Origin of the sequence: Butyrivibrio sp. CB08 (genome assembly GCF_003625485.1) — a bacterium.
GTDB lineage: Bacteria > Bacillota > Clostridia > Lachnospirales > Lachnospiraceae > Butyrivibrio.
Genome location: NZ_RAIR01000006.1, coordinates 56,779 through 77,298 on the forward strand (window position 1 = coordinate 56,779; position 20,520 = coordinate 77,298).

The following is a 20,520-nucleotide window of genomic DNA, read 5'->3' on the forward strand; positions in this document are numbered from 1 at the left end:
TCTCATATTTATAAATTCTATGATACTACACAAAACGGCATATATCACAAAAGAATTCTGTGAATCTCATCGGCCTGTGGGAGCTCCAAAAACCTCTGCTCCTCTCCATTTACGATAATGCGGTCGTTTCCTTCCCGCAGATACCCGATAACCGCAGCATTTATGTCGGCCTTTTCAAGCTCTGACAGGGCCTTTTCCTCATCATCTGTGGCTATAAGAAGTCCTCCTCCTGATGTAAGAAGGTAAGGATTGACCTCTAAGAATTCACAAACTTCAATGGTCTCCTGCCTTATTGGGATCTTTTTCAGATCCACATTAAGTCCGGTTCCTGCTCTCTCCGCCATTTCCCAAAGGGCTGCAAATATTCCCCCTGAGGAAAGGTCATGGACTGAGCTCGCCCCGGACTTTATGGCGACTGCAGCCTCACTATTTATGGGCAAAAGAGCTTTAAACCGCTCTGCTTCTTCGATAAAAGGAACGGGATATCTGGTGGCCAGTTCATTTTTCTTTTCGCCAGCAAGGATCGCTGTACCCTCCAGGGCAATCCACTTGGTGACAATAAGAGCCTGTCCTGCCTTGGGCTTACTATCTACAATTGTGTTATCCCCGGCAAATCCTACAGCTGTCGCCGTTATAACCGGCCTTGTAACTGCGCCTGTGACCTCTGTGTGGCCTCCAACATATGGAACTCCCACAGTTCTGCTACCTAAAAGGGCATCAGAAACTATCTTCTTTAGCTCTTTTTCCTCTGAATCTGCAGGAAGAAGAACGGTAAGAGTAACGTGGTCCGCTGTAATGCCCTGGGCAACAAGGCTGTTTACCGCCTTTATCACAGCGTAAAATCCAGCGTCCTTAATGTCCGCCACAACAGGAAAAGTGGCACTGAATGTCTTTTTATCATTAAAAAAAGCGCAGTCTGACCCTACAGCTGCGCTTTTGATATCTTTGTATTCTGTTCTGATCTGCTTTAAAACTGAGCGCTTAAGAGCATTCTCAGTTATTTTGCCAATCCTCATGAACTCTCCAAAAAACTTAGTTTGTTTCGATGACCTCTGCTGTATCAATGGCCTGCTGCTGTAAAAGTGCATTAGCTGCACCAACCGCATCGCCTACAGCCTGGGCTGCTGCCTCAGCTCCATCAGTTCCAGCAGCGTTTCTGGCTGCTGCCAAAGCTCCTGCAACGGCCTTGATGGTTCCAACGTCTTTGGTTGCCATTGCTGTCTGAAGCTGGGAAAGTGTTGTCTGATCAGCTCCGCCTGTTCCAATTGTGATGATCTTTGGAACCATCTTGTAAGTGCTGGAGTTGACCACTTCCTTGGTAGTCTCGCCGTTTTCTGTGACAATCTTCCAAAGCTGTGCCTTATAACCAAGGTGCGCTGACTGTGTTCCCACATATCCAACCGCCTGTGAAGGATCTGTTACAAACTCATCTGCTGATGCAGGAGTTGTCTCTAAAACCTCACTCTTGTAAGAAACGTGGCGGCCAGAAGGTCTTGTTTCCACGCCGTATATGGTAAATGTAATGTGCTTGTCAGAAGAAGTGTATCCCTCTATATAGATAGGATGTTCTGTGCTGTTAACGAACTTGAAGTTCTTGCCGCCAGACTCCGCGATAGCAGCGTCCGCTGAAGGATCAACGTAGTTGACGATCATGGAGTGGTTGTGTCTCTCTGTTACTTCAAGCTCTGATAAAAGAACTGCGTTGTAAAGTGTTGTTGATACCTGGCAGATTCCACCGCCAACACTCTCTACAACAAGGCCGTTGAGGTATGATCCCGCTGGGAAATATCCGTTAGCCTCAGTAAATGGTGTGATGGTATCAAGAACTGAGAATTCCTCTCCAGGATAAATGGTTGAGCCATTGATAAGTCTGCAGCCGTTGGCCACGTTGGCACTTCGTGAAGCGCCTGATGACTTGTAGCTTGTAGTAAATGTTCCAAGAACGTCTCTGACCTTGGCAAGCTCCTCAGCGCTGCCCTTTGGCTCGTCTGCCTTGATTGAAAGGCTTACAAGGTTGTTACCCTTTCCAAGATCGTCCTGGATAAAGCTCTCTATAAGAGATACAGACGCTGGCTGATCTACAAGATATCCTGTCTGTCCATCGGATACCACGAATCCGTCTGCAGTCTTGGTAAGATTATAATTGATAGTCTCCTGATCGTAGGCCTTTCCGCAATCCGCTACAATTGCCTCGATCATTTCTTTTTCATATCCGTACTCTATATCAAATACATGCTTGTTTTTCTCAAGATCCTTGAGGGCTTTGTATCTCTGGATGATATTGCCCTGGTGTCCAAGAGCGTAAGCATCTTCAACAATGCTGGTATTGCTCCAGTAAAGACCTATTTCTTCACCAGTAAAACCTGTTTCTCTGCCTTCGCCAGCAGACAGTGTGATCTGCTCAGCTGAAAGCTCATTCACATATGCTGAAACGGCTGTCTCTGCGTCAGTTACACTCATACCAGAGACATCAACTGATCCGATATAAACCCCATTTGCTATTTTTCGCGCGTCACCCTCAGCTGCATAAGCCTTCCCTGCTGGGATCAGAAGGGTCAGTAGCAAGGCAGCTGCCACGCATTTAAATTGAATTCTCATAACACTTCCTCTGTGATATCATTATATGGAATGAACCACGATTTACTGAAAGGATATTATAGATGAAATTCCCCTTTTTAGCAACCTTCATATTGTTTATTGTCCTGTTCAACATCAGGATTCGCCGGGTCTCAAGAAAAGAGGAAATACAGGAAGAAAAATTCTGGGACAAAGAACGCAGGGCCAACAGCGTCAGGAAAAAAAGCCTTGATACCCTTGAATATGTTCACATCCCTTATGATCTTCTTCCCTTTGGTACTGCGGAAGATAATGAAACTCTCCAGGGCATTGAAGATGAACTAACTGCCCTTAAAGATGCAAAGATCGTCAACTTTACCGGAATCTCCAACACTGATCTTAAGCTCGAGTATGGAACTGCCAACATCACAGCGCTTACTGAGTATGATCAGAACTATACAACTCTTGTAATAACCCTGCAGAAATGGGGCGATGCCCTCTATGCCCTTGGCAGATTTGAAGATGCAGCTAAGGTTCTTGAGTTTGCTGTTAAGACCAGAACAGACATAACAGCCACCTACAGGCTTCTTATAGATATGTACAAGACCAAGCTTGAATATAACGAAGCCGAGATCGAAAGAAAGCTTGATGGTCTTGTTCCTATAGCAAACAGCCTTAATTCTCTTAGCAGGTCCACTATTTTAAAGCTACTTGATCGCAACAAGGATCAGGCCGCTGAGGAATAACATCTTAAAATTTTAGCCGTGGAAGCGTTTTAGCGCTGCCACGGCTTTTCTTTATCCTAATGTCTTAACAAATCTGTCGAAGGCTTCCTGTCCCTCTTTGGTGCGCTTGTAAACACCAGCGTCCTCAAGAACATGCATAAACACTTCGCCAATTTCCTTCTCAACTATCTCATCTATATTATCTGCGCTTAAGCTGTCATATTTGGTCTTAAACTGATCCACCCAGTCAGCGTGCTTTTCAAGAGTCTCGTCGGCTCTAAGATCTGCGCCTTTAAGGATAGCTTTTTTAAGCTCTGCCATTTCGCCCTTAAGTCTTGCAGGAAGAACAGCAAGACCCATTACTTCGATAAGACCAATGTTCTCTTTCTTGATATGATGGAGCTCAGCATGAGGATGATATACCCCAAGAGGATGCTCATCTGTAGTGATATTGTTCCTAAGAACAAGGTCAAGTTCGAAGTTTTCGCCCCTCTTTCTTGCTATTGGAGTGATGGTGTTGTGAGGAGTTCCGTCTGTTTCAGCAAACACAAAAGCTGCCTCGTCCGTATATCCTCTCCACTTATTAAGGATCACATCAGCAAGTTCAATAATCCTGTCGCTGGACTTACCTGAAAGTCTGATAACAGACATTGGCCACTTAACAATTCCGCTCTTTACGTCCTCAAATCCAGGTACTGTGAAGGTTCTCTCAACTTCAGCCTTGGCCATTGCAAAGGTGTAATGTCCGCCCTGGAAGTGGTCGTGGCTTAAAATGGAGCCTCCAACTATTGGAAGATCTGCATTTGATCCCACAAAATAGTGAGGGAACTGCTTAACAAAGTCAAAGAGCTTGCAGAAAGTATCGTGCTCTATCTTCATTGGGATATGCTTTGAATTAAACACGATGCAGTGCTCGTTGTAGTATACATAAGGAGAATACTGGAATCCCCACTTTGAATTCTGGATAGTTACAGGAATGATCCTGTGGTTCTCCCTTGCAGGGTGATCAACTCTTCCAGAGTAGCCTTCGTTTTCCCAGCAAAGCTGGCACTTAGGATATCCGCTCTGCTTGGCATTCTTGGCTGCAGCGATAGCCTTAGGGTCCTTCTCCGGCTTGGAGAGGTTGATGGTGATATCAAGGTCTCCATACTCAGTAGGAGCTATCCACTTCATATCCTTGGAGATCCTGTAGCGTCTGATGTAGTCTGTGTTTCTGGAGAAATCATAGTAGAAGTTTGTAGCAGCCTCTGGGCTCTCTTTGTATTTCTCATTAAACTTTCTTATTACATCACTTGGTCTCTGGGTCAAAACTCCCATGAGCTTTGTATCAAAAAGATCCCTGTAAACCACGCTGTCATTCTCAATAAGGCCAGCAGATGCTGCGTAGTCATCAAGCTCTTTTAACACGCCCTCAAGGAATGTACCGTCATCAATACCTGCCTGGTCGATGCCTTCAGAAAGAGCCTCTATCTCAGAAGCCTCGTACTCTGCGCTGTCCTGTCCAAGGATGATAAGAAGACTGTTAACTGCATAGATCACGTCTTCCTTTTCAATAAGACCTGTCCTAAGACCATATGCTACAAGGTTTTTTACTGCATTAAAGTTCATTACTTTCCTCCAAACTCACTACTATCAGATTACTTCTGGGCCGCCGCCGATTGATACTGTGTAGAATGTGGCATCGTAGCCGATCTTTTTCTTGTAGTTCTCGCCTACAGTCTTCTTAAAGTTCTCAATCGCCTCGTCCTTAACGATGGAAACTGTGCATCCGCCAAATCCGCCGCCTGTCATTCTTGATCCGATAACACCAGGAATCTTCCAAGCCTCCTCAGCAAGGGTATCAAGCTCAACGCCTGTTACATCGTAATCATCGCGAAGTGACTCATGGGACTGTCTCATAAGCTCACCAAACCGGTCAAGCTCGCCAGCCTTAAGAGCCTTAACAGCCTCGATGGTGCGCTGGTTCTCGTAAACAGCGTGCTTAGCCTTCTTCTGCATATCAGGGTCTGTTAAAAGTCCCTTGTTGGCCTCAAACTCCTCGATTGAAAGATCACCAAGTCCCTTGATATCAAGGCTCTTCTGAAGAATTGCAAGAGCCTCTTCGCACATGCTCCTTCTTGCGTTGTACTGGGAGTCAGTGAGCTTGTGCTTTTTATTGGTGTTAGCAATGATGATCTTGGCGCCATCAAGCTTAATTGGTGCATATTCAAAAGAGAGATCGGCTGTATCTAAGAAGATCGCGCTGCCTTCCTTACCCATGGCTACTGCAAACTGATCCATGATACCACAGTTACATCCGTTGTAGTTATTCTCAGAATACTGTCCGATAAGGGCAAGGTCCTGATTAGAAACCTCAAATCCATAGAGATCTCTTAAAATGAAACCTGTCAGCACTTCAAGAGACGCTGAAGAAGAAAGACCTGAACCATTAGGAATATTTCCATAGATGACCATGTCAAATCCCTTGTCTATCTTCATTCCTCTTCCAGCAAAGGCCCATACAACACCCATTGGATAGTTGGTCCAGCCCGCCTCTTTCTTGGCCTCAAGATCTGACAGAGAAGCCTCAATAACACCAGCCCTGTCCTGATTTACTGAATAGAAACGGATCTTGTCATCATCCCTCTTAGCAGCTGCTCCATAAGTACCAATTGTCAGTGCACAAGGAAATACATGACCTCCGTTATAATCTGTATGTTCCCCAATAAGATTAACCCTTCCAGGTGCAAAATACGCCTTAACCTTATCATTCTTACCAAATGCCTTCTCAAAGCTCTCAAGAACCGCCTTCTTCATCTCCTGATCAATCATATAACCCTCCTAATTTGTTGACTGCCTGAGGCTCTACGCCTCTCATTTCCAAAACACTCACAAATGTTTTACTTTCCTTAATCATACACAAACACTTTCCGAATATCCATGCCTCTTTGTTTCTGAAACATGTCAAAATGTTAAATGGGGCAGTTCCCATAGTCTATTTCCACGAGTCATTTTGACGAGGAGATGATTCATGGAACGCAAAAAAGAAGGATATCCGATTTCTTTGAATAACATGAAATGAGGATATCCTTCTTTTTTAAGTTCTAATGAATCACGACGCAGTCAACGCGAGTGAAAATAAACTATGGGAACTGCCCCAATTAGTTTTTGGCAGCTTCAAGAAGCTTGTCTTTAAGCTGGTTTTCGATCTGGGCGAGTTCTGCTTCGGCTTCGTGGCGCTTCTGCTTGCCCTCTGTCTGGATACGAAGTACTTCGTCCAGTGTTGTGATGAGAGACTCGTTGGTGTGCTTAAGTGTCTCGATATCTACGATGCCTCTCTCTGCTTCCTTGGCACTCTCGATTGTTGCAACCTTGAGAGCGTCTGCGTTCTTGCGAAGCAGGTTGTTAGTCATATCGTTAACTTCTCTCTCTGCTCTTGCAGCCTGAGTAGCGTGCTCGATACCCATAGCGATAACCATCTGGTTCTTCCAGAGAGGAATAGTGTTTACAATAGTTGACTGGATCTTCTCAGCCATCATTGTGTCAGATGACTGTACCATACGGATCTGAGGACCTGTCTGCATAGCAATGGTTCTTGTAAGCTCAAGGTCATAGAGCTTCTTCTCAAATCTGTCGCACTTGTTAGCGAAGTCCTTAGCTGCCTCTGCATCCTCAGGAAGTCCTGAAGTCTGAGCCTTGTTCTGGAGCTCTACAAGAGTGGTGTTTCTCTCCTCTTCAAGTCTCTTCTTACCAGCAAGGATGTACATTGTAAGTTCCTTGTAGTAGTTGAGGTTAAGGTCATACATCTTATCAAGAACATCTACGTCCTTAAGAAGTGTAACCTGGTGCTTCTCAAGCTCGTTAGCGATGGTCTGAACATTAACTTCAGCCTTGGCATATTTAGCCTTCATGCCCTCAAACTTGTTGGCGCCCTTCTTGAAAAGAGCTCTAAGTCCCTTCTCGTCCTCTTCTATCTCAAAGCCCTTGAGCTCAGTTACAAGATCTGTGATCATGTTTCCAACTTCGCCCATGTCCTTGGTTCTTACATTCTCAATAGCCTTCTCAGAGAAATCTGCAAGCTTCTTCTGTGTGCCAACACCGTAGTTCATAACTCCTGTTGTGTTGGAAATGTCGATCTGCTTGCTGAAATCCTCAACCTGCTTGAGCTCCTCTGCTGTAAGCTGTGCCTCAAGTGCGAGGTTTCCGTTAGATGCCTCTTTTTCAGGTTCTGCTGCGGCTGTTGCTGCAGCTGCAGGTGCTGCCTGTGCCTGAGCCTCTGCCCCAAAGCTAAGTGATGGTGCTGCTGGAGCTGCACCGAATTCTAAATCTGCTCCCATATCATCCTCCTAAGAACTTAATATTCTATAATAAATATTACTTTTGTGCTTGTCTTTACTTGGGCTGTGTCTGTGCCTGAGCCTGTCCTCCAAACTCAAGGCTCTGGGCTGCAGCCTGTCCTACCATACTCTGAGCAACTGCCCCAGTCTGAGCTGTGATGCCCTGTCCCTCTACAGTAAGTCCGTCCTGTGCCATCATTGTCTTCATGACAGAGATGTCAGAAGAAATATCCCATGCCATATCCTGGAAAAGGCTGTCTAAAAGGGTCTCAAATGCCATATTGATGGTATCCATAGCATCGTCGATTTCTCTCTTGGTCTGGGTGATGTTCTCACCAACCTCTGGCTGCTTATCAAGCTCAACGTATGCGTTAAGAAGCTTTTTAGTAGTTGGCAGATAGTAGGTCATGAGCTTGTGAAGCTCTTCTGCGCTGCCAGGATCTTTTTTGACCTGAGCAAAGATCTTGTTCATGATCTCTTCAAGTCTGTATAGCTTGTCTGACATAACCTCTGTATCAGGGATCACGTCGTTGATCTGACGAACAAAGGTGATGTATTCCTTACCATCTTCAAGAATCTGTATCTCCTTGTCAGAGAGGTTCTTGTACTCAGCGTGCTTAGCTCTCTCGGCTGCGATCGCTGCCTTTTTCTCCTCTTCTTCCCTCTGCTCTCTGGCGATCCTGTCGCTCTCAGCTCCAAGATACTGCTCATAAGCCCTGTCTGTCACCATGCACACTGTCTCTGTGCTATCGAAACGGGCTCTTGGAAGAAAGCCAAACTTGATCATGTTCTTGATGTCCTTAAGGACGCTCTTGTCACTTTTAACTGATGCCCTTGCCAAGTCTGCGATATTGAAAAACTCAGCCTGCTTGAGGATAGATCCGTACTGATAATACTTCTTGGAGAGGTCATATTTCTTTTTACCCCTTGCAAAGATGAATGCACAGGTAGCAATAATTACTCCCAGAGTAATGGATCCGGCTATGGAACCGCTTAAGATCGCTCCCAGAAGAGGAAGAAGGAAAAATGCTCCAATGGCACCTGAAATTGCCATCTGTGGAACTCCAAGGAACTTGCTGATGTTCTTCTGAAGGAATGGGAACACCACTGTTCTTGGCTTGGCCTGCTGCTGAGGCTGCACTCCCTGCTTCATCTGGCTTGAGTAGTTGACTTTCCTCTCTATGCTAACCGACTTCACAGCCCTTGCCACATCTGCATGAAGGTTGCTGTAGTCATTTCTGTCTATGGCGCTTGAAACGCTGTTAAGAATGTCGTTTCCCGCTTTTAAAAATTCCTGAATATCGTTCTGCAAAACATAGTCCTTTCACATTTAACCAAAATGCACCTTACATTTTACAGTAAATCGGTAGAAAACACAATTAGTTGGAGGGCTTGAAAAGGTTATAATTTGCATAATACAATACAATTAACATAGAATTTACCAAAACTGACACATCGAAACAGAGGAACATTCATGGAGAAAGCCTACAAACTGCTTTTTAACACAGAAGAATCCGACGATCTTTATGTATATTGCTGCGGTCTTTCGCAGACCCTTCCAGGTCACAGCTTTGGACCGGCCCTTAAGCCCCACTACATGATCCATTACTGTCTTAGCGGCAAGGGCAAGTTTTCAATCGGGGGAAAGAACTATCCCCTTAAGGCAGGCTATGGCTTCCTTATCGTTCCTGAGGAGCTTGCTTACTACGTCTCAGATGAAAAAGATCCCTGGACCTATGCCTGGATCGGCTTTGGAGGCAAAAAAGCCGGTGACGTGGTATCACAGCTTGGCTTATCCCTTCAGCAGCCTGTATTTAAGAGCGATGCATCAAATGACATCTACGATATAGTCAAGGACATGATGGACCACAACACCTTCAGCGTTGAGGACGTCCTTAGAAGAAATGGCCTTCTGTCCATGTTCCTGTCGGTTATCGCCTCCGGAATCAGCGTAACTGCAAGAAGCGACAGCGGAAGTGCCAACAACTACGTGACCAGGGCTCAGGCCTACGTAAGAAGCAACTACTGTAACCCCATCAAGGTCACAGATATCGCCAACTACGTCTGTATCAACCGAAGCTACCTGTACACCCTCTTTGAAAAGACCCTTGGCATATCGCCTCAGCAGTACCTTACAAGCTACCGCATAGCCAAGGCCACGGAGCTATTACAGCTTACTCAGCTCCCGATAGAATCCATCGCCATCTCCTGCGGCTATTCGGATCCCCTTGTATTCTCAAAAGCTTTCCGCCAGGAAAAGAAAATGTCGCCCTCCGTCTACAGAAAGAGCCTTCCAAAGAGCGACACCCCTGCAGGAAACAAGGAAAACTTAAAACAGGTGGAAAAACTGATAGAAGAGCGGCACTTGGAATCCAACGATCCAAACTGAGTTGGTACTATACGGATTGCTTCGCTTCGCTCTCGCAATCCTGCAAACATTCGGAAATCGAATCGCTCATTCTTCGCGCTTCTTTTTTCCTCATGTTTGGGCGGGTCATAAATAAAAGGAGTGAACCATGTAAACATGGTCACTCCTTTTTCTTATTCCCCTATAGTACCAGCTTGTCCAAATGCCAAACTTCGTCAACATACTCCTGAATTGTTCTGTCAGATGAGAACTTACCGCAGGATGCTGTATTGAGAAGTGACATCTTAGCCCAGCGCTTCTTGTCTGCATACGCATCAGTGATCTTTCTGTGAGCCTCAAGGTAAGCCTCGAAGTCCTTAAGAATAAAGTACTGATCTGCCTTGCTGGAGTTGTTTGTGTTAAGAAGGCAGTTGTACAGAGGTCTGAAGAGCTCTTTATCGCTTGAGAATGTGCCATCTACAAGGCTGTCGAGGACTGCCTTTACGTTAGGATCTGAGTTGTAGATGTCCATTGGATTGTAGCCGCCATTTCTCTCATAGTCCATAACCTCCTGAGAAGTAAGACCAAAGATAAATGCGTTCTCCTCGCCAACTTCGTTAACGATCTCAACGTTAGCACCATCCAGTGTTCCAAGAGTTACTGCGCCGTTGAGCATCATCTTCATGTTACCGGTTCCGGAAGCCTCTTTACTTGCTGTAGAGATCTGCTCAGAGATATCAGCAGCAGCAAAGATAAGCTCTGCGTTTGAAACCTTGTAATCCTCAATGAATACAACTTTAAGTCTTCCCTTGATATCAGGGTCGTTGTTAACCACATCAGCTACTGAGTTGATGAGCTTGATTGTAAGTTTTGCTGTAAGGTAGCCAGCTGCTGCTTTTGCACCAAAGATATATGTCTTTGGATAGAAGTCCTTTGTTGGATGAGCCTTGATATCCTTGTATTTGTGGATAACCTGAAGGATATTAAGGAGCTGTCTCTTATACTCGTGAAGTCTCTTTACCTGAACATCAAAGATTGACTTAGGATCAACATCAACACCGTTGTGCTCCTTGATGTAAGCTGCAAGACGCTTTTTGTTCTGGAGCTTGATGTCCATGAACTCCTCAAGGGCCTTCTTGTCATTAGCAAAAGCCTTAAGCTTGTCCATCTCTGACAGATCTGTGATCCAGCCATCTCCGATCTTGTCTGTTACCCAGTCTGCAAGAAGTGGGTTAGCGTGGAGAAGGAATCTTCTCTGAGTGATACCATTTGTCTTGTTGTTGAACTTCTCTGGCATCATCTCGTAGAAGTCCTTGAGCTCTCTCTTTTCAAGGATCTCTGTGTGAAGTCTTGCAACGCCGTTTACTGAATGTCCACCAACGATGGCAAGGTGAGCCATCTTGACCTGATTGTCATAGAGGATAGCCATGCTGCGGATCTTGGCCTGAACATCGATACCAGCGCTGTTTGTGTATTTACGCATGATCTGATCAACAAATCTTCTGTTGATCTCATCAACGATCTGATAGATTCTAGGAAGAAGCCTCTGGAAAAGATCTACTGGCCACTTCTCAAGAGCCTCAGCCATGATAGTGTGGTTGGTGTAGCAGCAGGTCTTGGTTGTAACATCCCATGCCTCATCCCATGTGAGATAGTACTCATCCATGAGGAGCCTCATAAGCTCTGCAACTGCTACTGTAGGATGGGTATCATTAAGCTGGAATACAGCCTTTTCGTACAGTTTCTTGATATCGTCGTGGTGCTTTAAATATCTCTTAAGTGCGGTCTGAACAGAAGCAGAGATAAAGAAATACTGCTGCTTAAGTCTTAGCTCTTTTCCTGCGATGTGATTGTCGTTAGGATAGAGGACTTCGCAGAGCTGGCTTGCAAGGTTCTCCTGCTCAACAGCCTTCTGATAGTCGCCCTTGTCAAAAGAATCAAGCTGGAAGCACTGGATTGGCTCAGCATCCCAGATCCTGAGGGTGTTAACCACGCCATTTCCATAGCCAATTACAGGAAGATCATAAGGAACAGCCTTAACTACCTGATATCCCTCCTGCTTGAACACTGTTCTGCCTCGGTCGTCGGTGTACATATTTACATAGCCGCCAAACTTAACTTCCTTGGCGTACTCATTTCTTCTAAGTTCAAATGGATTGCCGTTCTCAAGCCATGCATCAGGAACCTCAACCTGGTAACCGTCCTGGATCTTCTGGCGGAACATTCCATATTTATAGCGGATACCACAGCCATAAGCCATGTATCCAAGGGTTGAAAGAGAATCCAAAAAGCAGGCTGCAAGTCTTCCAAGACCACCATTTCCAAGGGCTGGATCCGGCTCCTGATCCTCAAGTACGTTTACATCTATTCCAAGCTCGTCCAGAGCTTCCTTAACGGGCTTATATGCCTGAAGATTGATGATATTGTTACCAAACGCCCTTCCCATCAGGAATTCCATGGACATGTAGTAAACAATCTTAGGATCCTGCTCGGCTGCTGCCTTCTGAGTGGTCATCCAGTGGTCAACTATGGCATCCTTGATGGCATAAGCTGCTGCCTGATAGAGTTCCTGGGGCTCTGCCTCTTCCATAGTCTTTCTGTACAACGTCTTTACGTTATACTGGACACTTCTCTTGAATAAGTCCTTGTCAAAAGACATTTTCTTTTTCTTCATAAATAGCCTGCCTCCTCAACTTCATTGTACGAAAACGATTTCGTCCCAATACAATATACGTTTATATTTTACCGCATATTAGTTCACAATTCTATAAACATTAAGTAAATTAAGCATATCCCCAAAAGAAATCCCCTGTGCATCAGCATTTGCGCGCCTTTGCACAGGGGATTGTCCCTCTAATCCATATTATACTGGCATTTTGTAGAATATCAAACCTTTTCTACGCCGATTGTAACCTTCTCGCCGTTGATATCCCACTCTTTAGCGTTGGCTACATCTGAGCCATAAACAACCTCGTTAGCAAGAACCTTGGTTGCGATGCTGCTCTCGTTAGCCTTAACGATATCTGCAAGCTTGTCGTTGCCATTTAAGGAAACCTTGATGTGATCCATAACTTCGAATCCGGAATCCTTACGCATTGTCTGTACCTTACTGATAACCTCAAGTACAAAGCCCTCGTTGATGAGCTCCTCAGAGAGGTTAGTATCAAGTACTACTGTGATTCCCCAGTTCTCCTGAGAAATGAAGCCTTCCTTCTGAGCCATCTCGATAAGGAGATCTTCCTTAACAAGCTCTACGTCAACATCGTTTACAGTGAACTTGATCACGCCGTTTGTGTTAAGCTCATCCATTGTGGCATTTCCATCAAGACCCTCAAGGTAATTCTTGATAGCGCCGATGTTCTTGCCGTACTTAGGTCCTAATGTCTTAAGCTGTGGCTTGAAGCTGTAGCTTGTAAAGTCTCTTACGTCATCTGTGAATGCAACGTTCTTGACGTTGAGCTCTTCTCTGATGATATCTGTGTAGAACTCGCCTACAGTCTGCTCAGCCTTTACATACATCTGGCCGATTGGCTGACGGTTCTTGATGTTAGCTGCATTTCTGCCAGCTCTTCCAAGAACAACGATATCAAGAACTTCCTCCATGTCCTTCTCAAGCTTAGCATCGATGAGAGCCTCATCTACTGCTGGGAAGTCGCAGAGGTGGATTGACTCTGGAGCATCCTTGAAGCTGTTTCTTACAAGGTTCTGGTAGATCTCCTCTGTCATGAATGGAACCATAGGAGCTGCTGCCTTGGATACAGTTACAAGAGCTGTGTAAAGAGTCATGTAAGCTGAGATCTTATCCTGCTCCATTCCCTTAGCCCAGAATCTCTCACGGGATCTTCTTACGTACCAGTTAGACATCTCGTCAACGAAGTTATCCAGGGCCTTACCAGCCTCAGGAATTCTGTAGTTATTAAGGTTCTCATCTACAGCCTTTACGCAGCTGTTGAGCTTACTAAGAAGCCACTTATCCATAACAGTGAGCTTATCAAGCTCAAGCTTGTAATTAGCTGCATCAAAGCCATCGATATTAGCATAAAGTGTAAAGAACGCATATGTGTTCCAAAGAGTTCCAAGGAACTTGCGCTGTCCCTCCATAACCGCATCACCAGAGAAGCGGCTTGGAAGCCATGGTGCTGAGTTAGTGTAGAAGTACCATCTGATAGCATCTGCACCGTATTTCTCAAGAGCATCGAAAGGATCAACCGCGTTGCCCTTTGACTTACTCATCTTCTGTCCATTCTCATCCTGCACAAGGCCGAGTACTATTACATTTTTAAATGCAGGCTTGTTGAAAAGAAGTGTAGCCTCTGCGTGAAGTGAGTAGAACCATCCTCTTGTCTGGTCTACAGCCTCAGAGATGAACTCTGCAGGGAACTGCTTCTCGAAGAGCTCCTTGTTCTCAAATGGGTAGTGGAGCTGTGCAAATGGCATTGCTCCTGAGTCGAACCAGCAGTCGATAACCTCTTTTACCCTGTGCATCTTCTTGCCACACTTAGGGCATGTGATCTCGTACTGATCGATATATGGTCTGTGAAGCTCGCATGTCTCTGCTGATGGATCTCCAGAGAGCTCAGCAAGCTCTTTTCTTGAACCTACAGAGAGCTGGTGACCACAGTCATCACACTCCCAGATATTAAGAGGTGTTCCCCAGTATCTGTCACGGGAGATACCCCAGTCCTGAATGTTCTCAAGCCAGTCACCAAATCTTCCCTTACCGATTGACTCTGGAACCCAGTTGATCTCTTTATTGTTGCGGATAAGGTCGTCCTTAACCTCTGTAACCTTGATGAACCATGAAGAACGAGCATAGTAAAGAAGTGGTGTACCGCATCTCCAGCAGTGAGGATAATCGTGCTCCATCTTAGGTGCTGAGAAGAGGAGCTGTCTTGAATCAAGATCCTTAAGTACCTCTGGATCTGCACTTATAGCACCCTCATCCATTTCCTTCTGTGTAGGCTTACATCTGTAGCCAGCAAAAGGTGTCTCAGGCTTAAGACGTCCCTCTGAATCAACCATCTGTACAAGCGGAGCGTCATACTTACGTCCTACTCTTGCGTCGTCTTCACCGAATGCAGGAGCGATATGAACGATACCAGTACCATCTGACATAGTTACATAGTTGTCGCAGTAGATGAAGAAAGCCTTCTTGTGCTGCTTGTCAGCCTCATCCTTAGCGCACTGGTAAAGTGGCTCGTACTCCTTGTGCTCAAGATCTGTACCAACATATGTCTCAAGGACTTCATATGCCTTCTGGCCTTCCTCTTTTGCAAGAGAGCCAAGTACATTGTCTGCAAGAGCCTCAGCAAGGTAATATGTATAGCCATCAGCTGCCTTAACCTTGACGTACTTCTCATCAGGGTTTACGCAAAGGCCGATGTTAGATGGAAGTGTCCATGGTGTTGTTGTCCATGCGAGGAAGTAAGCATCCTCACCTGTAACCTTGAAACGAACAACAGCTGTGCGCTCTTTTAATGTCTTGTAGCCCTGTGCTACCTCGTGAGATGAAAGAGGGGTACCACAGCGAGGACAGTAAGGAACTACCTTAAATCCCTTGTATAAAAGGCCCTTCTTCCAGATCTCGTTAAGAGCCCACCACTCGGACTCGATAAAGTTGTCATCGTATGTGATGTAAGGATGATCCATGTCAGCCCAGAAACCAACTGTGCCTGAGAAATCTTCCCACATTCCCTTGTACTTCCACACAGATTCCTTACACTTCTTGATGAAAGGCTCCATGCCGTACTCTTCGATCTGCTCTTTGCCGTCAAGACCAAGCATCTTCTCAACTTCCAGCTCTACAGGAAGTCCGTGAGTATCCCAACCTGCCTTACGAGGAACAGTATAGCCCTTCATTGTGCGGTATCTTGGGATCATATCCTTGATGGCACGAGTAAGAACGTGTCCGATATGTGGCTTACCATTAGCTGTTGGAGGGCCATCATAGAACATATACATCTCACCCTGGCTGCGGGTATCAACACTCTTCTGGAAAATGTCTTCTTTTTTCCAGAACTCTTCGATCTTCTTTTCTCTGCCGACAAAATTCATATCGGTATCGACTTTGTTATACATTTTGAGCTCCTTTCATATTGCGCAGAATGACTCTTTTAAACGAAGAAAGACCCCGTCCTTGTAAAAAGGACGAGGTCATAAATGTACAAACTCGTTATACCACCCATTTACACATACGCGTCATCTGCTGTCTGCATCTGATTGAATACGCTCTTCGTTAACGCCGAAGGTACGTCAGGATCTACTATATGTAATAAGGTTCGATCCTGCGGCTCAGAAGTGATCTTCGATCAGCTACTACTTGCACTGACTTGCACCAACCGTCAGCTCTCTGCATGCTTTCGTCTGCTGTCTACTGTCTTCGTCACAGCTTTTCTTCATATAATGCACACATTCTACTACTAATCCGTTAAACATGCAAGAACTAATTCATATAAAATGTGCGCCTCACAAGGACTATTTTGTCCAGGCTGCAAACTCCTCATCTGTGCACTTTACATAGTGGCTTCCATCAACAAGGTGCTCCGTGCCCTTAGTGTAGTCAATTCCTGATGTCTTGTAGTCGTAGTTGATGGCTTCACGGTTCTTTTCAAGCTCAGGGTTAGGGATCGGAATAGCTGACAAAAGAGATTTCGTATAAGGATGAATTGGATTGGAGAAAATCTCATCTGTTGTTCCGGTCTCAAGAAGGTGTCCAAGGTGAAGAACACCGATCCTGTCTGAAATATACTTAACCATTGAAAGGTCATGGGCGATGAACAGATATGCTGTTCCAAGCTCCGCCTGGATGTCCTTCATAAGGTTAACTACCTGGGCCTGAATGGATACGTCAAGAGCTGAGATACACTCATCAGCTATAACAAGCTTAGGATTGAGGATAAGGGCTCTGGCGATTCCAACTCTCTGTCTCTGTCCACCAGAGAACTGATGTGGATATCTGTCAGCGTGCTCTTTTGCAAGACCAACCTTTTCAAGGATAGCCTCTACCCGATGGTCTCTCTCTTCCTTGCTGTTATAGAACTTATGAACATCAAGAGCTTCTCCGATGATGTCCTTGATCTTCTTTCTTGGGTTAAGTGATGCCATAGGATCCTGGAAGATCATCTGCATCTGGATCCTTAGTTTCTCCTTAACATCCTTGCTCATCTTGCCGGAAATATCCATTCCGCAGAAGTTGATAGTACCTTCTGTTGGATCATAGAGCCTTATTATGCTCCTGCCGATTGTGGACTTACCAGATCCCGACTCGCCAACAAGGCCGTATGTCTCGCCAGGATAAACCTTGAAACTGACATCATCTACAGCCTTAACTGTGTATGTCTTGCTGATAGGGAAGTACTGCTTAAGTCCCTTTACCTCCAAAAGAGGCTCTGCATTATAATTTGCTGTCATTTGCCTGCGCCTCCTTCTTCATTCTCTCAATTCTGGCCTTCAGCTCTTTTGGCATCTCTACCTTAGGAGCTCTTGGGTCAAGGAGCCATGTGGCTGCCCAGTGGGTCTCTGAAATCTGGAACATTGGTGGCTCAAGCTTATCATCGATCTCAAGGGCATAAGCATTTCTTGGTGCGAATGCATCTCCCTCCTTCTCGTGGAGAAGGTTTGGTGGTGAACCAGGGATCGTATAGAGTCTGTCATCATCTGTTCCAAGGTCAGGCATAGCTGACAGAAGTCCCCATGTATATGGGTGCTTGGGCTCGTAGAAGATCTCGTTGATATTGCCAACCTCTACGATCTTACCAGCATACATAACGTTTACGTAGTCTGCTACCTTAGCAACAACACCAAGGTCATGGGTGATGTAGATTACTGCAATATCCCTTTCCTTCTGAACCTTTTTGATGAGCTCAAGGATCTTGGCCTGGATATTAACGTCCAGAGCTGTTGTAGGCTCATCGCAGATAAGAAGGTCAGGGTTACATGAAAGAGCTATAGCGATAACCACTCTCTGTCTCATACCACCTGAGAGCTGATGTGGATACTGCTTCATTCTCTTTTCCGCATCTTCGATTCCAACCTCTTTAAGAAGGTTTACAGCTCTGTCATAGGCGTCCTTCTTGTCGATCTTGTAGTGCCAGATCATACCCTCCATGATCTGCTTACCAATGGTCATGGTTGGGTCAAGGCTGGTCATTGGATCCTGGAACACCATGGCAATTCTACGACCATTGATGTGCTTTCTGATCCACTTCTTATCCATCTTGAGGATGTCTGCCTCTTTCCACTGAGCTGAGGCATCGTTTTCAGGGTTGTAGTCGATTCCGCCCACATTATCGCGGTATCTGTAGATGATCTCTCCGCTGTTTACCACTGCGTTCTTGGCAAGGATACCCATTGCAGCACGCATGGTAACTGACTTACCAGAGCCTGACTCACCAACGATGGCTACAGTCTCGCCCTGATAGAGATCTATATTAACTCCTCTGATGGCATGTACCTTACCGGCAGTTGTCTCAAAGGTGATGTCAAGATTTTTGACATCAAGAATTTTTTCACGGGTCTTTTTTTCTTCACTCATCTTGGTTACATCTCCTTAAGCTTTGGATCCAGGGCCTCTCTAAGGCCGTCAGCCACCAGGTTAAAGCTCAGCATAAGAAGTGCCATAACCACGATAGGTGGAATTATCTGATAAGGGTGTGTTGTGAAGCTGTTGAAGCCTTCTGAAATAAGGGAGCCAAGAGAACATCTTGGTACCGGGATTCCAAGTCCAACGAAGGACAGGAAAGCTTCAGTGAAAATAGCTGTAGGAATTGAGAACATAACCTGAGTTATGATAGGTCCAATGATGTTAGGAAGGACCTCGCTGAAGATGATGTGCATGCTTCCAGCGCCAAGAGTTCTTGATGCAAGAACGAACTCCTGCTCCTTGAGCTTGAGCATCTCAGCTCTTGCAATCCTACTCATTCCTACCCACTCTGTCAGCATCAAAGCGACGATGATAGTGAGCATACCTGGCTTAAATACAAGAAGAAGGAGGGTTACGATAACAAGTCTTGGAATACCGTTTGCGATCTCCAAAATTCTCTGCATAACCATGTCCACTTTTCCGCCAAAATATCCGGAAATAAGACCGTAGCTCATACCAATGATCATGTCGATGATAGCTGCAGCAACAGCGATGATAAGTGAAACCTGGGCTCCGGACCATGTCCTTGTCCAGATATCTCTTCCGAAATTATCACTTCCAAACCAGTAGAATACGTCAGGAAGCTTGTTTTCAAAGTAAAGGTTTACTGTCTTGGTACCCTTGGTTGTTGCGATGTTTTCGTGTCCATCGAAGAAACCAGTGTACTCAATGATCGGGATTCTTGGTGCAAGGTTCTTTTGTGAAAGATCCTGACCTGAGTAGGTGTACTGATTCATGCCAGGTCCGATAAATGCAAAGAAAGTGATGACCAGCACGAAGATAAGTCCAAGTACTGCACTTTTCTTTTTCCTGAATCTTGCTACTACCTCTTTCCAGAAGCTCTGGGAGGCGAAGTTGGTATCCACAAGGATATCTTCAATATTGCCTTTTAGCTTGAAGTCCTCATCCTGAGGCACATAGGGCTCTTTTGTAAGTACTGTTGTATCTGCCATATCAGTCACCCTCCTTTGCCACACGGATTCTAGGATCGATCACGCCGTAGAGGATATCAACCACAAGCATGATGCCAATGTACATTGCAGAATATATAAAGCTAAGGGCTATAACCACGTTATAGTCGTTAGACTGGATTGCGTTTACAAGAAGTGAACCTACGCCAGGGATGGAAAAGATCTTTTCTACAACCAGAGAACCTGTCATAAGGTCAACAACAAGTGGTGCCAATACTGTGATGATTGGAATAAGAGCGTTTCTAAGTGCATGAGCAAAGATAAGCTTGTTGCCGGAAAGTCCCTTGGACTCTGCAAGAAGCATATAGTCAGAACCTAAAACCTCGATCATCTCCGCTCTTGTAAATCTTGCGATTGAAGCCATGGTGAACATGGACAGGGATATTGATGGAAGTACGCTTGATCCAATTACATCTTTTGCTGAGAAAAGCATTGGGAACCATTTCAATTTGAAACCGAACTGGTAAGACAGTGCCAGCGCAAACACATAGGAAGGCACTGATACACCGATTACTGAGATGATTGTTGCCAGGGTATCCCAGACTGTATCCTTTTTAAATGCAGCCAGAAGTCCCAGACAAAGACCAACCAAAGCTCCGATCATTACTGCTGCAAATCCAACCCCGATTGAGATTGGAAGACGTGAAGCAATAAGCTGTGTGATTGGTGTGTTCTTGGAAATCTTGTAGCTTACGCCAAGGTCTCCTTTAAACATATTTATTACATAGCGGAAAAACTGGACAACGATAGGCTGGTCCAGTCCATATTTTGCATATAGTGATGCCCTCTGGGTATCGTTGAGCTTCTCATCGTTGAAGGGTGAACCCGGCATGAGCTGCATCAGTATAAATAATATCAGTGTGATGGCCAGCAGTGTGAAAAGAGCTGTCACCACTCTTTTAATAACATATTTTTTCATGACTACCCCAATAGAGAAACTGCGCGGGGATAAGTAATGTGTCCA

14 protein-coding genes and 1 other annotated feature are annotated in these 20,520 nt (G+C 45.3%); of the genes, 2 read left to right on the forward strand and 12 right to left on the reverse strand.

The window, feature by feature from the left end; translation table 11 throughout:
* Positions 1 to 44: 44 nt before the first annotated feature.
* On the reverse strand, positions 45 to 1,016 hold the full coding sequence (locus D6855_RS11435; protein ID WP_158589514.1) for an AIR synthase-related protein: 972 nt from the start codon (positions 1,014 to 1,016) through the stop codon (positions 45 to 47).
* Positions 1,017 to 1,032: 16 nt separating this feature from the next.
* Positions 1,033 to 2,598, reverse strand: a complete 1,566-nt coding sequence (locus tag D6855_RS11440; RefSeq protein ID WP_120741162.1) for a VanW family protein — start codon at positions 2,596 to 2,598, stop codon at positions 1,033 to 1,035.
* Between the two features lie 62 nt (positions 2,599 to 2,660).
* On the opposite strand from D6855_RS11440, the gene D6855_RS11445 reads away from it, so the two are divergent.
* Positions 2,661 to 3,302, forward strand: a complete 642-nt coding sequence (locus tag D6855_RS11445) for a hypothetical protein (RefSeq protein ID WP_120741164.1) — start codon at positions 2,661 to 2,663, stop codon at positions 3,300 to 3,302.
* Positions 3,303 to 3,353: 51 nt separating this feature from the next.
* On the opposite strand, the gene galT is transcribed toward D6855_RS11445, so the two are convergent.
* From galT to D6855_RS11465, 4 genes are all read right to left on the reverse strand, one after another.
* Entirely contained in the window at positions 3,354 to 4,889 is a 1,536-nt protein-coding gene (galT, locus tag D6855_RS11450; RefSeq protein WP_120741166.1) for a UDP-glucose--hexose-1-phosphate uridylyltransferase, read from the reverse strand.
* Between the two features lie 24 nt (positions 4,890 to 4,913).
* On the reverse strand, positions 4,914 to 6,077 hold the full coding sequence (locus D6855_RS11455; RefSeq protein WP_120741457.1) for a galactokinase: 1,164 nt from the start codon (positions 6,075 to 6,077) through the stop codon (positions 4,914 to 4,916).
* A 344-nt stretch (positions 6,078 to 6,421) separates the two neighbouring features.
* Complete coding sequence (locus D6855_RS11460) at positions 6,422 to 7,597, reverse strand: toxic anion resistance protein (protein ID WP_120741168.1); 1,176 nt, start codon at positions 7,595 to 7,597, stop codon at positions 6,422 to 6,424.
* 55 nt (positions 7,598 to 7,652) lie between these two features.
* Positions 7,653 to 8,909 (reverse strand): 5-bromo-4-chloroindolyl phosphate hydrolysis family protein, encoded by a 1,257-nt coding sequence (locus tag D6855_RS11465; protein ID WP_120741170.1) that lies wholly within the window; start codon positions 8,907 to 8,909, stop codon positions 7,653 to 7,655.
* Between the two features lie 162 nt (positions 8,910 to 9,071).
* Here D6855_RS11465 and D6855_RS11470 point away from each other — a divergent pair, with 162 nt between their 5' ends.
* Positions 9,072 to 9,986 carry an AraC family transcriptional regulator gene (locus D6855_RS11470; RefSeq protein WP_120741172.1) on the forward strand — a complete coding sequence of 305 codons (915 nt, stop codon included), beginning with the start codon at positions 9,072 to 9,074 and terminating at the stop codon, positions 9,984 to 9,986.
* Between the two features lie 160 nt (positions 9,987 to 10,146).
* Here D6855_RS11470 and D6855_RS11475 read toward each other — a convergent pair whose 3' ends face one another.
* The 6 genes from D6855_RS11475 to D6855_RS11500 all read right to left on the reverse strand — a co-directional run bounded on the left by D6855_RS11475 (position 10,147) and on the right by D6855_RS11500 (position 20,475).
* Positions 10,147 to 12,618, reverse strand: a complete 2,472-nt coding sequence (locus D6855_RS11475) for a glycogen/starch/alpha-glucan phosphorylase (protein ID WP_120741174.1) — start codon at positions 12,616 to 12,618, stop codon at positions 10,147 to 10,149.
* A 212-nt stretch (positions 12,619 to 12,830) separates the two neighbouring features.
* Positions 12,831 to 16,022: an isoleucine--tRNA ligase gene (gene ileS / locus D6855_RS11480; protein ID WP_120741176.1), complete on the reverse strand. Its 3,192-nt coding sequence runs from the start codon at positions 16,020 to 16,022 to the stop codon at positions 12,831 to 12,833.
* A 62-nt stretch (positions 16,023 to 16,084) separates the two neighbouring features.
* Positions 16,085 to 16,339 (reverse strand) — a binding site (T-box leader).
* Between the two features lie 79 nt (positions 16,340 to 16,418).
* Positions 16,419 to 17,354, reverse strand: coding sequence for an ABC transporter ATP-binding protein (locus D6855_RS11485; protein ID WP_120741178.1), 936 nt, complete (start codon positions 17,352 to 17,354; stop codon positions 16,419 to 16,421).
* On the reverse strand, positions 17,338 to 18,477 hold the full coding sequence (locus D6855_RS11490) for an ABC transporter ATP-binding protein (RefSeq protein ID WP_120741180.1): 1,140 nt from the start codon (positions 18,475 to 18,477) through the stop codon (positions 17,338 to 17,340). The genes D6855_RS11485 and D6855_RS11490 overlap by 17 nt, the downstream gene beginning before the upstream one ends.
* 5 nt (positions 18,478 to 18,482) lie before the next feature.
* Positions 18,483 to 19,538, reverse strand: coding sequence for an ABC transporter permease (locus D6855_RS11495; RefSeq protein ID WP_120741182.1), 1,056 nt, complete (start codon positions 19,536 to 19,538; stop codon positions 18,483 to 18,485).
* A gap of 1 nt (position 19,539) precedes the next feature.
* Positions 19,540 to 20,475, reverse strand: a complete 936-nt coding sequence (locus D6855_RS11500; RefSeq protein WP_120741184.1) for an ABC transporter permease — start codon at positions 20,473 to 20,475, stop codon at positions 19,540 to 19,542.
* Positions 20,476 to 20,520: the final 45 nt, after the last annotated feature.